Source organism: Paenibacillus sp. XY044 (genome assembly GCF_002257645.1).
Taxonomy (GTDB): Bacteria; Bacillota; Bacilli; order Paenibacillales; family Paenibacillaceae; genus Paenibacillus_AQ.
Map to the genome: position 1 here is coordinate 142,881 of NZ_NQMO01000006.1, position 12,392 is coordinate 155,272.

A 12,392-nucleotide genomic window follows, 5' to 3' on the forward strand; every position below is an offset into this window, starting at 1 on the left:
AGGAACCGTAAGAGTATGGATACGCTGATGGGACTCATTGAGCAGGTGGGTTATTTTGCGTTCTTTTTCGTATTATGCTTAGGCATCATCGGCCTCCCGCTTCCGAACGAGGTGGTGGTCATGATCGGCGGGGTGCTTGTCGGTACGGGACATTTAGCACCGGTCTCTTCGTTTATCACGATTTACCTGGGGATTTGTTCGGGCCTGACCGTCGGATTTGTCGTCAGCCGTCTGGCAGCCAGCCGCTTGCTTGACCGGTTGACTAGGTCCAAGCGAATGGCCAGGTATATCGATAAAGCGGAGTTACTGAACCGGAAATACGGCAATATGGCCATGTGCATCAGCGTGTTCCTGCCTGTTCTGCGGAACGTGACGCCGTATGCCGTCGGCATGAAGGGAATGGCCTACCGCCGCTTTGCGCTCGTTTCGTACACGACGGCATTCGTATGGACGCTTCTGTATTTTCTGATCGGCAGCACGCTTGGCCTCCAGGTCGACGATATCAGTACGATGTTCGCGTAAATGTTGAAGGGGGTGAAACCAATGAGCGTACAGGAATCCGGGTCCACCCATTCTCAGGAGCCAGGGGATGTGCCGGAGATAGTAACGCTGGGCATGGGCTGTTTCTGGAGTCCGGAGGCCTTGTTCGGCCATATGCCGGGCGTGATCCGGACGCGGGTCGGCTACGGGGGCGGAAGGACTGCAGACCCGACGTACCGGGACATGGGCGACCATACGGAGACAGTCGAGGTCGTGTATGACCCTGGCGTCATTTCTTTGACTGACGTTCTGAACGTGTTCTGGGATCATCACAATCCTTCCAACATTAACGATTACAAAGGCAGGCAGTATTTGTCGCTGCTGCTCTACCGCGATCACGGGCAGCTGGAGACGATTCATCAGGTTTTGGACCGGCGCGAGGAGCAGGGCGAAGGGAAGCCGGATACGGAAATCGCTCCCTTGACGACCTGGTACCCGGCGGAAGACCGCCACCAGAAATACTACTTGAAAAGGCATCCGGATGCGATGGAGCAGTTGAGCCGGCTCTATCCTGCGCATGAGGAGCTGGCGAATTCCACGCTGGCCGCCAGGCTGAACGGACTGGCCAAAGGTTACACCAGCCTGGAGCGGATCCGGAATGAGATCCAAATATGGCCCCTTGCGGAGGAAGAGCGAAGCCGGCTGCTGGAAACGGCAAAACGGATTAAATGGTGATATAACGGACGGAAAATGCAAACCAAAGGAGAACGGGCTCCTTTGGTTTTTTTGTGTAAACTTATAATTCACTTACGAATTGTTAGTTGGTCAAAATGGAAGGATTATCTCCAAATCATTTGCGTTCTTACGATTTGTTCGTACCTTCCTTATAATTCAATCAAGCGGAAGAACGGTGCACGCAGATGCGCCAGACGTGGCCCGGCGTTGTACCGGTCTTGCGCCCCTAGATTCTATGAGCATCGGCTTCAGGGTGTATCCGGCATGTGCCGGCCGTGCCTCGGATCCACCGGCTGCCGGTCTATATATGGAGGGTATGAACATGATCCAACGCATGAATCGGTTCTATATTTATTTACTGACGCTGGGCGTTTTCCTGACGGCCACCTCGGAACTGATCGTCAGCGGCGTGCTCAGTGAGATCGCCGGCGATATGAACGTTTCCGTCGGCGCGGCGGGACAGTTGATTACGGCGTATTCTTTAGCCTTTGCCATCGGCACGCCGGTCTTGATTTCGCTGACCTCCCGTCTCGGGCGGAAAAAGGTTATGCTGGGTTCACTGCTCGTATTTGCAGCCGGCTGCGGGCTGTCTTTTGCCAGCACTGATTTTGCCCTGCTGATCGCTTCGCGCGTCATTCTGGGCATCGGGTCGGGCGTGTACCTGGTCGTCGTATTCAGCGCCGCCGCCAAGCTCGTGCCGGCGGAGAAGGTCGGCAGCGCCATCGGCACGATTATTCTGGGATTCAGCGTGGCCATGGTGCTGGGAGTCCCGATTGGAATCGCCATAACCGGCTGGATCGGCTGGAGAATGATCTTCATCCTGCTGGGAGCGCTGAGCCTGCTGATCATGGCGGCGATTTACCGGCTTCTCCCGGCGGTGGAAGGTGATGAGCCCGTATCCCTGGGACGCCAGCTGCGCTTGCTGGGCAGCGGAGTCATCGTGAGCGCCCTATTCATTACGTTGTTCCGGGAGACAGGGAATTCGGTGATGTATACTTATATGACTCCGTTTCTGCAAAGCGTTCTCCACATGAACGCCGCAGGCGTGGCGGTGACGATGCTAGGCTTCGGCATTCTCGGGGTGATCGGCTCCCGTCTGGGGGGCTACGCCGTGGATCGGTGGGGGGCCGTACGCATCCTGCTTGCCGGTCTGCTCGTTCACGCCGCGGCCCTGTCGCTGCTGCCGGCGTTTTCATCCTGGCTCGTTCCGGACCTCATTCTGATCGGCGTCATGATGTTCGCAATGTTCGTAACGGCGCCGGCCATTCAAACTTACTTTATTCAGCAGGCGCCGGAATCCTCCGATCTCGCACTCAGCTTGAATACGTCGGTGACCCATTTGGGCTTGGCAGCGGGGGCAGGCATGGGGGGAGCCGTGGTCAGCGCCACCTCCACCGTGCTGTATAATCCCTGGATCGCGGGTCCGGTGGTAGCGCTGGGCCTGGGAGCGGCTATCGTCTGCTTCCTTCTGGGCAGGAAGGCATACCGGAGGCTGGCGTGACACTTGCCGGATGGCTCAGTTATCCTGAATATGCATGATTCCATGAAAAAGCGGCGGTACGCCGGGATGAGCCATCGTTCCCGGGGGTACCGCCGCTGTCTCTGTGAAGCGGGGTTTTACTAGAAACAGGTGAACGATTGGATGGTTCTCAGGTCCAACCCTGAGTACATCCAGAAAAATCCGTTCCAGCGAAATCCGGCAACGGAGGTCCGTCCGACGAAGACGGGATAGAACCAGAAGCCCGGGCCGCGTACGGGCCATATAAACGTATTGCGGAAGAGGCAGCCGGAAATAGCACCGGGATCAACGGCGAACGGCGTTGCGACGGTTTGCGCAGGCGTAAATTGCGGTGGCGGGGATGAAGGCGGCTGCACCTGGCCTTGAGGGCCGAAGGGAGGCATGAATGCCATAGGGATGACTCCTTTCCTTGCTCATTTGAGCATAGTAATGGCGGACTTACGCTAATAAGCTGATGACAAGCAGTTCGTACAGGACCAGGGGGAGGATGGTTTGATTGAAGAAGGGCGGACGTCCGGGGAGAAAAGCTCGCTGCCCGGTTGACTGCGGAGTTTGGATATACACGATACCCTTGTCGCAGTGCACGAGGACGCCTTCAAATACATCGCCGTCCAGCGTTTCGATCCGGACATGCTTATTGACATGTTGGCGGCACAACTGGTTGAAGCGGTCCCGAGCCGAATGCAGTGTTTGGCTCATATGAGGCTCTGCCTGGTACAGCGTTTGGTGCTGATAGCCTGAATATTGCACACTCATTATGTTGACCTCCGTTTGAAATTGACCTGCTGCATCCTATGCAGACGCCTAGATGGAAGTGTCTTAAAAATGAATGAAAAGTCATAAACATCAGTAGGGACGGTCCTTAAGGCCTTGATCCGTAGATGCTGCCAATTATAAATAAAAATTTCTAAATATTTGTTGTAAGTTGAAATAAAATTTCGCAAGCGATATAATAGGCACCAGAAATGTTAACGGCGTTTACGAGGATGCCCTGTCTGCTCTGAACATTTGCGCCTATTGAGTCTGCCGACGACCTTGGAGGGAACCGAAAATCGGGAGGGGAGATTATGTACGCTGGTATAGCGGAAGGCGCCAAGGCGCTTGGCCTGGACCCGAAAGGGCTCGAGGCCGCCGGACGTGCCATTGAGCGGGAGATGGCCGCCGGGGTGATACCCGGGGCGGTGCTGGCCGTCACCCGTCATGGGAAGGAATGGGTCTATGCGGAGGGGAAGGCGAACCCGGGTCCGGATGACCCGCTTCCGGCCGGTCCGGACGTCCTGTATGACTGTGCTTCACTGACCAAGGTCAGCGTCACGCTGCCGCTCGTGCTCGGGCTGATCGATGACGGCATTCTGACGCTCGGTACGAAGGCCGCCTCCTGGCTGCCCGAATTTGCGGGCGAAGGGCGGGATGAGGTGACGATCGGCCAGCTGCTCACCCATACCTCCGGTCTACCGGCGGATCGAAATATCCACGCCCACGGCTGGACGCAGCCCCAAATGTGGGAGGCAGTCACCGGTACGGCACTGCAGCATCCGCCGGGTACGGCCGCCGTCTACAGCGATCTCGGCTTCCTCCTTCTCGGCCGGATCGTCGAGAAGGCGGCGGGCATGCCCCTGGACCAGGCGGCCAAGGCGCGGATTTGGGAGCCGCTCGGCATGGCCGGCGCCGTCTTCGCCCCGCCTCCGGGGCTGCGGACGCGGACCGCCCCGACGGAATATGACCGCGCTGCCGGCGGGCATCTCCAGGGAGTGGTCCACGATGAGAAGGCCCGCGCCCTTGGCGGCATCTGCGGGCACGCCGGCCTGTTCGCCACCGCCGGCGATCTGGCGCGGTATGCGCGGATGTGGCTGGCTAGCGGCGCTGTGCCGGAGCCAGCTGCGCCGGGCGGCCAGCCGCTGCGTGTCCTGTCGGCGGCGGCCGTCAGGGCCGCGACCCGGACCTATACCGCCGGCATCGCCGGTGCGAACCGGGGGCTGGGCTGGGTCCTGAAGGGGGACCGCTGGGACGCCTCCGGCGACTGGATGGGTCCGCGCAGCTACGGGCACACCGGGTTTACCGGGACCAGCCTGTGGGTGGAGCCCGATCTTGACCTGGCGGTGGTGCTGCTCACCAACCGGGTCTATTACGGCCGAAGCGGCAGCGTCGGCGTGCTGCGGGCGGCGGTACACAACGCGATTACCGCCGCCGTCAGGGATTGATCACGATGTGAACGAGAACGAGCAGGGATGATATCTGCTACGATACGATACGGGCAAAGGAGAGAGCATCATGAACGGGGGACTAGTCAGACTGCGAGAGATCTTGGACGACCTTACGCCCTCAGAGCGCAAAGTGGCTGAATACATTCTCAGCTATCCGCACAGCATACTCGACATGTCCGTAGCGCAGCTGTCTGCGGAAAGCGGCGGCAGCCAGGCGGCGATCATCCGCTTATGCAAATCCATGGGGGTGAAGGGATACCCGGAACTGAAGCTGAAAGTGGCCGGGGACCTGAATCAGAACGAGGAGCGCTATGAATACCGGGAGATTCGCCCGGGCGATTCCATGCAGCAAATTATCCAAACCGTGTCCGCCAATAACATCCAGTCCATCCGGGACACGGTGACGATTCTCGATCCGAAGACCGTAGAACTTGCCGTAGAGGCGCTAAGCCAGGCCACCCGGATTTTCTTCTACGGTCTCGGGGCTTCCAATCTGATCGCACAGGATGCGCATCACAAATTTTTACGGATCAACAAAACTAGCCACTCTTTCACCGATCCGCACCTGGAGCTGACCTCGGCGGTCATGCTGAATCCAGGCGACGTGGCGGTCGGCATTTCGTATTCGGGCGAGACGGCCCACGTCATCGAATGCCTGAAAGAGGCACGCGCCTGCGGTGCCAAGACGATTTCCATCACCAAGTACGGCAACAATTCCGTGGCGGCCCAGGCCGATTATCCGCTCTACACGTCATCGACGGAGAACGAAATCCGCAGCGGCGCCATGTCGTCGCGGATGACCCAACTGAACGTCATCGATATTTTATATTTGGGCGTGGCCAGTCGGGAATATGATCAATCGGTCCGGTATTTGAAAAAAAGCCGGGAAATTATCAAGCGCCTGACAGGCCGCTGATCAGACAGGATCTAATTTATCCTTATCCTCTTTCATCCTCTTTCCTAAGCCTATGAAGGCTTTGTGGGAAGGGGATGATTTATTTTCCGGTAAAATCTTCATTTTATGCGAACGATTCCGTCCCAAAGGATGATAGAATAGAGGGAATTGAACACTAACTTGGGATTGAATATCGGCATAAATGGGGTATAGGCAATGGATAGAGAGAAAGACCAAATGGATGATCGGCAGATCATTGAAGCTTTTAACGCGCATTATAGGCAGCAGGGCCTTGACCCCGCCAGGTTTCCTGTCCTCAGCAAGCGCTACGCCAGGGAGGAACTGGAGGAACGGTTATCCTTTTATAAGGAATATATCGATATTATTCTTTTTTTCGTCAATAAGTTTCTGTCGACCATTCAAGGGACACCGATATTGGTCACCGTGACCGACCAATGGGGATATTTGCTGGAATGCTACGGCGAGCCGATGTTTCTCGAGGCCATCGCGGAGCTGGGCATCACCAAGGGGGTCCGCTACAACGAGGAAACCGGCACGGGCTCGGTCCCGTTATGCCTCCGGTTTAAGCGTCCGTTTCAGACTTTGGGCAAAGAGCACTTCTACGAAGCGCTGCATGGCATGGCCTGCTATTCGGCTCCGTTCCACCGTGAGGACGGGGCGGTGCTTGGCACGCTCTCCCTGATGACCGGGATCGGCTCGGCCCATCCCCACTTGTTAACCCTGCTGTGTACGATGGTCGATTCCGTGGAGCGGGAAATCCTGCTCCGCCGAAATAACGCCCACCTTCACACGTTGAATCAGGTTCTGCTTGATGCGAATTATCAAGGGGTTGTCGTGACGGACGCCTCCGGCCGGATTATCGACATGAACGAGCGATACTTGAGGATGCTGCGTCTGGACGGCGGGGACAAACATGTATACCTGGGTATACCGGTGCTGGAGCACCGCCTGGTTTCCCCCTACTTCGAGAAGGTGCTTGCCAGACAGGTGGAGTGCATCGGCGTGGAACTGCAGGACACCCGGATGGATTCCGACAGCTATTATATGCTGGATGTCCTGCCGGTTTTTGATATGAACGGCAACCTCTGCCGGATTATCGGCACGCTGCGGGACATTACCGAACTGAAAAGGACCGGGGAGGTGCTGCGGAATACGGAGAAGCTGGTGTTCGCCGGCCAGCTTGCGGTTGGCATCGCACATGAAATCCGCAATCCTCTGACGACGGTTAAGGGCCTCATTCAGCTGGCGGGACCGACCTCGGGACTGCGGCATTATGACCTGATTATGTCGGAGCTGGACCGGATGAACCTGATCGTCGGCGAGTTCCTCATTTTAGGCAAACCGCAGGAAATCCGCTTTCGGGAAGATTGGTGCATGACGATTTTGCAGGAAGTGCTGAGCCTGATCGAAATCGAGGCAGCCAAAAGCAATGTCCGCATCCGGTGCACATGCATCCGGGAGGAGACAATCTCCTGCGACCGCAATCAGATCAAGCAGGTGTTCCTGAACATTCTGAAAAATGCTATTCAAGCGCTGCCTAGTGGAGGCCGGATCGACATCGTGCTTGAGGCCGACGGAAATTACCAGCGGATCCGGTTCAAGGATAACGGAATCGGCATGCCCGAAGAGGTGCTGGAGCGGATCGGTGAGCCTTTCCATACGACCAAGCAGGAAGGTTACGGCCTTGGCATGATGATCGTTAAGAAAATCATCGCTTCCCACCGCGGCATCCTGAACATTACGAGCGAGCCTGGTGAAGGAACGACCGTGGAAATGGGACTGCCGATCGGTTAGATTGGACAGTCCCTGTCGGCGAAAAATGGGGTTTTAAGAAAGGTGGTCCTGGGATGAAGACGATCGGTACTATGGTGGAAATGGTCAGAAATGTCGTGTACCTGTTTCTCGGTTTATGTGTTTGCGGCTTTGCAGAAAAAAACCTGACGGTGAGGATAGACGGCAGAATGGATCTGATCCTGCTGGTGCTGCTTGCAGACTTGATCCTGCTGTTCGTCTTCCACCGTCAGGTCATCGGCCCGAAAGCCAACAAACTTTCCGTAAGAACAAGGAATTATTTATTGACCGCTGCGGTGCTGATCCTCATCGCGGTTTATATGCTGAGCTGACGTCCGTGACGGCTAGAACAGCAGGTACCAGAAAAGGGCCGTTTCCTGAGCATGCTCCTTAAAGCCCCGGTATAAATTTGAATCAAAGCCCCCGATCACAAATCCGCAGCTTTCATAAAATTGGCACGCACGCACGTTGTTGTTCTGCGTCTCCAGCATGAGGCCGGGCATATCGCCGGATTTGGCCCAGTGCACCGCCTGCTCGATCAATTTCCGGCCGATGCCGTGTCCCCGGACGTTCCGATCCACCCGAAGATCTTCGATAAAGGCGTACCGGTTCCAATTTCTCGCCAGCATGATCCGGCCGACGACCCGATCTCCCGCCATGGCCAGGTAGACTGCACGGTCCGGACTGCCGATGTACTCCGATAACCTGCCGTCGTCACCCTGGTCCGCCTCGTCGGGGTAACTTTTAGAGTAGCTGGGCACGGGCTTGATCGTGTAACCGATCCGCTGATCCGTGGCGGACAGCACGAGCTCGGAATCCACCGTAAAGCTGCCGTCGATCTGAATGTGCTCCGGGCGGTCCCGGTCTGTCATTTCTCTGATCTGGATATCCATTTTTGTTCATTCCTCCTGTTTCGCGGTTTGATTTGGAGCATGGCCAAAACGCTTCCGTGAAATCGAAGGAGGGGCTCTGACCTAACGAAAGACAAGCTTTGCCGTCATAACGGTTTCTCCTCACTTTTTGCAGAATAGGGGAAACACCGGTCCCATTACAGCAAAATCCGGTGATCCAGTATATTTTTCAGGCTGATATGCGATTTAGACGGACCGAACCTCGCCAGGGCGTCCTGGAAGTCAGCGACCCCGTCCACGGACCCTGTCTGGATGTGAATGAGATAGTTGTACTCCCCGCTGATGCGGAACAAGCCGGTTACTTCCTTGGATTGCGCGCAGAACTCCACCAGCTCGCTGCAGTGCTCGGTCTTCATCAGGATAAAAGAGGTCGTTCCCCGCTCCAGCTCCCGCAAGTTTAGATCCGTGCTGTACCCCGTGATGATGCCCCGTTCCTCGAGCTTAACGATGCGTTCCTTTACGGAAGGCTGGGACATGGCGATCTGTTTGCTGATCTGGGCGACCGGCATCCGCGCCTGATGCTGCAGCAGCATTAATATTTTCCGGTCAATGTCGTCGATTACCATCGCTCTATCCGCCAACTCTCCTGTATTCGAATTAAAGATAAGATAAGATAAGGTAAGCATACGAAAATAACTTATTTTATGCAAATCAGGACGGCTCAAATCCTTATTCCATGCATGTCACTTACGGAAATCAATCTATAAAATGAGAACGATATGAGAAATGCAAAGGGAGAGATGGTTATGAGCGTCAAAGGACTGGCCCATGCGGCCATTCAGGCGGAGGATTATGAAGGAACGCTGGACTTTTATATCCGGGTTCTCGGGTTTAAGGTCGGTCACTCATGGAGCCTGCCTGCGTTTAAAATCAAGACGGCTGCGATGCTGGTTTCGCCTGACGAACGGACCTGCATCGAGGTGTTTGACCGCGGTGCCGAGGTTCCAGCCGAGGGGGAGAAGGCGCCTTCTCGCGAGGATGTGAAGCACGGTTCCCTGCTGCACTTGGCATTCTATGTAGACAATGTGGATGAGATGGTGGAAAAGGCGCTGGCGCATGGCGCGCGAATCTATGTGGAGCCGGGTAACCTGGCGCTGGGCGAGCCGCCGCTGCATGTACGCAATGCGGTCCTGCATAGCCCGAATGGCGAAATTATCGAATTGATTGAGGAAGTGGACTTTAACGTCGGAACCCATTGAAGTTCCGTGAGAGATGGAGGCAGCCGAACGTTTCGGCTGCTTTTTTGTATGTCACGTAACCTTACAAACCCGTTGATAAAAAATATGAAAGCACTTACAATGTTGATATTTAGACATGTTTCGAGCATTTATTGTCGAATCGGAATCGGCACCCCGGAATGAAGAGAGGAGAAGTGATCCATGCGATGGGCCAATGGATGGAAAATCCAGTACATTTTCGTTCGATTCATGATCCCCTATTTTTTGTTCATGCTGTTCACCCTGCTTGCAGGGGCCTTGTTTTACAGGCAAACCTATGATGTGGTGAAAAAGGAAGTCACGCACAGCAACCTGCAGATGCTGGATCAAGTAAAGGAAACGGTCGACAGCCGTTTCAACGAGATCAACCGGATATCGCTGCAGCTGCAAAGCGACCCGGCCGTTCAAAGCTTTCAGCAGGTGAAGGAACCGTTCCGGGACACGACGGCGTACAAGGTGTATAGGACGCAAAAAAGCCTCTACAGCTACAATTCCGCCAATGGGTTTATTCTCAACTACTATCTGATCTTCAAAAATAGCGATCTGGCGCTATCCCCGGATTCTACTTACGAACTTCCCACGTTCTATCGTTACATGTTCTCTGACCCCAGCAAGGATTACGCGACCTGGAGGAACGATCTTCTTGACACCTTCCGCAACCGGGAAATCATGTCGTCCGGATCCACGGTGTATCAGGGCAGGACGACCGATCTGCTGACATATGTCCAGTCTCTCGGGTACCCCGGCCATATTCAGGGAGCGCTGATGATCCTGGTGGACAACCATCGCCTGCAGTCGCTTTTGCGTGGAATCGACGTGTCCGACGGGGGCTGGGTATCCATCGTGGATGAGAAGGGGCGCTTGGTGACGTCGCTGTCAAGCGGCGACATGGTGACCCGGCAGAGCCTGCCGCCGGGGGCAAAATCCGGGGTGATCGAAGCCTCAGCGGCTACCGGCGGCATGATGATGACCTATACCACCTCGTCTTATAACGGTTGGTCCTATGTCGTCGCCCAGCCGCCCCATGTCGTCCTGAGCAAAGTGCTGGCCATCAAGCATACCACGGTGACCATCCTTCTGGCATTCCTGATTTTTGGCCTCGTCCTTGCCTATTTGTTCGCCACACGGAGCGGCAGGCCGATCGTGAATATCACGACTGCCCTGACATCCCGGCTGAACGGCGGGGAGATGAAGCGGCCGAAGGATATGTACGGCTATATCCAGCACTCGCTCGCGCGCCTGATCGACAACAACGACGAACTGCAGCAGGAAATCGAGCGGCAGACTCCGCTGCTGCGGGAGTCGTTCTTTGGCCGGCTTCTTCAAGGCGAATATCTGATGGCGGAACACGTTGAATCCCTGCTGAAGCATCAAAACGCTGATATTCAGGGCAGCGGCTGCGCCGTCGGAATCGTACAGTTTCACCGCGGAGGGCATCATTTTCAGGAGGAGGAGCTGCGCGAGCTCGATATCGAACGCGTGCTCATTCAGGATATGTTGGGCCGGACGCTGAAAGGCTGCCCTTTCACCTACCCGGTCGCCGAGGATAAAATCGCCGTCCTGTTCATCAACGGACAAGGCGATCCCGGCGCCTTCCGCAATACCGTGGAATGGGAGCTGCAGCAGCTGACGCTGGAAATCAGCCGCCACGGGCTTCAGGCGGGCTTCGCGATGGGAGGCTACCGGATCTCGCTTCTCGAAGTGCCGGAGTCCTTTGAAGAAGCGAGGCAGGCGCTCTCCCGGGTGCAGGAGGCCGGGACCGGCCAGTCCGTCTGGTTCGAAGATCTGGCCCATGATCACCGTGGTTTTTATTTTCCGGCGGAATCGGAAAACCGCCTCATGAATTACATCAAAGCAGGCGAGACGGAGGAGGTCCGGAAGCTGCTTGCCTCTCTGCACCGGGAAAATTTCGAAGAGCGTCATTTGCCCTTGGCGATGCAGCAGCTGTTCGTTCTCGACCTGGTCGGCTGCCTGGTCAAAGTCCAGGATCAGTTGATGGTGAAGGAACAGGCAGACATGAAGCAGCTGCTTCAGCAGCTCGGCACGGCCAATCACCCGAAGCAGGCTTTTGACAATGCAGCGGAGAGATTCACGTCGATCTCGGACGACATCGATCGGCGCAAGAAGAGCCGCAACGTCCAATTGATCCGCGATACGGTTGACTACATTCATGAACAGTACGGACAGGCTGAGCTGAGCCTGGATGCCGCGGCGGATTATCTGCATATATCCAAGGGGTACTTGTCGCAATTTTTCAAAGAGCAGACGGGCGTCAATTTTTCCGAATACGTCGAGAACATCCGGATGGATAAAGCCAAGCAGCTTCTGTCCGAGACGGGGCTGCCGATCCGGGAAATTGCCCAGCAGGTCGGGTACCACTCGTCCAGCACCTTCTGCCGGGCCTTCAAGCGCGGCAGCGGCATCAGCGCAACGGCGTACCGCGACATCGCGCACAAGAAACCGGCGTCCCCTCTCCATCGTCAGGATGCATAAGCGCTCTTTGGGCCAGGGATTTCCTGGCCTTTTGCTTTACAGCAAATACCCCGTCAGCGGCTGGCTGTCTAAGGCAAATACGCTCGATTCTAACGAAATGTATACGAGCCGGACAGAGGTCAACGG

13 protein-coding genes are annotated in these 12,392 nt (G+C 56.0%); 9 read left to right on the forward strand and 4 right to left on the reverse strand.

All coding sequences use genetic code 11. The annotated features are described in order from the left end of the window. The first annotated feature begins 15 nt into the window (after nt 1–15). The 3 genes from CJP46_RS23120 (at nt 16) to CJP46_RS23130 (ending at nt 2,716) form a co-directional block, all read left to right on the forward strand. Nucleotides 16–522 carry a DedA family protein gene (locus tag CJP46_RS23120; RefSeq protein WP_094597987.1) on the forward strand — a complete coding sequence of 169 codons (507 nt, stop codon included), beginning with the start codon at nt 16–18 and terminating at the stop codon, nt 520–522. Nucleotides 523–543: 21 nt separating this feature from the next. Then, entirely contained in the window at nt 544–1,215 is a 672-nt protein-coding gene (gene msrA / locus CJP46_RS23125; protein ID WP_094597988.1) for a peptide-methionine (S)-S-oxide reductase MsrA, read from the forward strand. A 322-nt stretch (nt 1,216–1,537) separates the two neighbouring features. Then, nucleotides 1,538–2,716 carry an MFS transporter gene (locus CJP46_RS23130; protein ID WP_306431073.1) on the forward strand — a complete coding sequence of 393 codons (1,179 nt, stop codon included), beginning with the start codon at nt 1,538–1,540 and terminating at the stop codon, nt 2,714–2,716. Between the two features lie 119 nt (nt 2,717–2,835). Here CJP46_RS23130 and CJP46_RS23135 read toward each other — a convergent pair whose 3' ends face one another. Both CJP46_RS23135 and CJP46_RS23140 read right to left on the reverse strand, forming a co-directional pair. After that, nucleotides 2,836–3,126 carry a transporter gene (locus CJP46_RS23135; RefSeq protein WP_094597989.1) on the reverse strand — a complete coding sequence of 97 codons (291 nt, stop codon included), beginning with the start codon at nt 3,124–3,126 and terminating at the stop codon, nt 2,836–2,838. Between the two features lie 46 nt (nt 3,127–3,172). Continuing rightward, entirely contained in the window at nt 3,173–3,490 is a 318-nt protein-coding gene (locus CJP46_RS23140; RefSeq protein WP_094597990.1) for a hypothetical protein, read from the reverse strand. A gap of 311 nt (nt 3,491–3,801) precedes the next feature. Here CJP46_RS23140 and CJP46_RS23145 point away from each other — a divergent pair, with 311 nt between their 5' ends. The 4 genes from CJP46_RS23145 (at nt 3,802) to CJP46_RS23160 (ending at nt 7,977) form a co-directional block, all read left to right on the forward strand. Further along, nucleotides 3,802–4,935: a serine hydrolase domain-containing protein gene (locus CJP46_RS23145; protein WP_094597991.1), complete on the forward strand. Its 1,134-nt coding sequence runs from the start codon at nt 3,802–3,804 to the stop codon at nt 4,933–4,935. A 70-nt stretch (nt 4,936–5,005) separates the two neighbouring features. Then, on the forward strand, nt 5,006–5,854 hold the full coding sequence (locus tag CJP46_RS23150; RefSeq protein WP_094597992.1) for a MurR/RpiR family transcriptional regulator: 849 nt from the start codon (nt 5,006–5,008) through the stop codon (nt 5,852–5,854). Between the two features lie 195 nt (nt 5,855–6,049). After that, complete coding sequence (locus CJP46_RS23155) at nt 6,050–7,648, forward strand: ATP-binding protein (protein ID WP_094597993.1); 1,599 nt, start codon at nt 6,050–6,052, stop codon at nt 7,646–7,648. Between the two features lie 53 nt (nt 7,649–7,701). Continuing rightward, complete coding sequence (locus CJP46_RS23160) at nt 7,702–7,977, forward strand: hypothetical protein (protein WP_094597994.1); 276 nt, start codon at nt 7,702–7,704, stop codon at nt 7,975–7,977. 12 nt (nt 7,978–7,989) lie between these two features. On the opposite strand, the gene CJP46_RS23165 is transcribed toward CJP46_RS23160, so the two are convergent. Together CJP46_RS23165 and CJP46_RS23170 are read right to left on the reverse strand one after the other, a co-directional pair. Continuing rightward, nucleotides 7,990–8,538, reverse strand: a complete 549-nt coding sequence (locus CJP46_RS23165; RefSeq protein WP_094597995.1) for a GNAT family N-acetyltransferase — start codon at nt 8,536–8,538, stop codon at nt 7,990–7,992. Nucleotides 8,539–8,693: 155 nt separating this feature from the next. Continuing rightward, complete coding sequence (locus tag CJP46_RS23170; RefSeq protein WP_094597996.1) at nt 8,694–9,122, reverse strand: Lrp/AsnC family transcriptional regulator; 429 nt, start codon at nt 9,120–9,122, stop codon at nt 8,694–8,696. A 180-nt stretch (nt 9,123–9,302) separates the two neighbouring features. Between CJP46_RS23170 and CJP46_RS23175 the strand changes: the two genes are divergently transcribed. Together CJP46_RS23175 and CJP46_RS23180 are read left to right on the forward strand one after the other, a co-directional pair. After that, entirely contained in the window at nt 9,303–9,755 is a 453-nt protein-coding gene (locus CJP46_RS23175; RefSeq protein ID WP_094597997.1) for a VOC family protein, read from the forward strand. Between the two features lie 180 nt (nt 9,756–9,935). Further along, entirely contained in the window at nt 9,936–12,266 is a 2,331-nt protein-coding gene (locus tag CJP46_RS23180) for an AraC family transcriptional regulator (RefSeq protein WP_094597998.1), read from the forward strand. Nucleotides 12,267–12,392 lie beyond the last annotated feature (126 nt).

Excerpts from the sequence above, each read along its gene's own strand:
- msrA (WP_094597988.1), top strand. The coding sequence starts at position 544 with ATGAGCGTACAGGAATCCGGGTCCACCCATTCTCAGGAGCCAGGGGAT.
- CJP46_RS23165 (WP_094597995.1), bottom strand. The coding sequence starts at position 8,538 with ATGGATATCCAGATCAGAGAAATGACAGACCGGGACCGCCCGGAGCAC.
- CJP46_RS23145 (WP_094597991.1), top strand. The coding sequence starts at position 3,802 with ATGTACGCTGGTATAGCGGAAGGCGCCAAGGCGCTTGGCCTGGACCCG.
- CJP46_RS23155 (WP_094597993.1), top strand. The coding sequence starts at position 6,050 with ATGGATAGAGAGAAAGACCAAATGGATGATCGGCAGATCATTGAAGCT.
- CJP46_RS23160 (WP_094597994.1), top strand. The coding sequence starts at position 7,702 with ATGAAGACGATCGGTACTATGGTGGAAATGGTCAGAAATGTCGTGTAC.
- CJP46_RS23175 (WP_094597997.1), top strand. The coding sequence starts at position 9,303 with ATGAGCGTCAAAGGACTGGCCCATGCGGCCATTCAGGCGGAGGATTAT.
- CJP46_RS23140 (WP_094597990.1), bottom strand. The coding sequence starts at position 3,490 with ATGAGTGTGCAATATTCAGGCTATCAGCACCAAACGCTGTACCAGGCA.
- CJP46_RS23150 (WP_094597992.1), top strand. The coding sequence starts at position 5,006 with ATGAACGGGGGACTAGTCAGACTGCGAGAGATCTTGGACGACCTTACG.
- CJP46_RS23170 (WP_094597996.1), bottom strand. The coding sequence starts at position 9,122 with ATGGTAATCGACGACATTGACCGGAAAATATTAATGCTGCTGCAGCAT.
- CJP46_RS23130 (WP_306431073.1), top strand. The coding sequence starts at position 1,538 with ATGATCCAACGCATGAATCGGTTCTATATTTATTTACTGACGCTGGGC.
- CJP46_RS23180 (WP_094597998.1), top strand. The coding sequence starts at position 9,936 with ATGCGATGGGCCAATGGATGGAAAATCCAGTACATTTTCGTTCGATTC.
- CJP46_RS23120 (WP_094597987.1), top strand. The coding sequence starts at position 16 with ATGGATACGCTGATGGGACTCATTGAGCAGGTGGGTTATTTTGCGTTC.
- CJP46_RS23135 (WP_094597989.1), bottom strand. The coding sequence starts at position 3,126 with ATGGCATTCATGCCTCCCTTCGGCCCTCAAGGCCAGGTGCAGCCGCCT.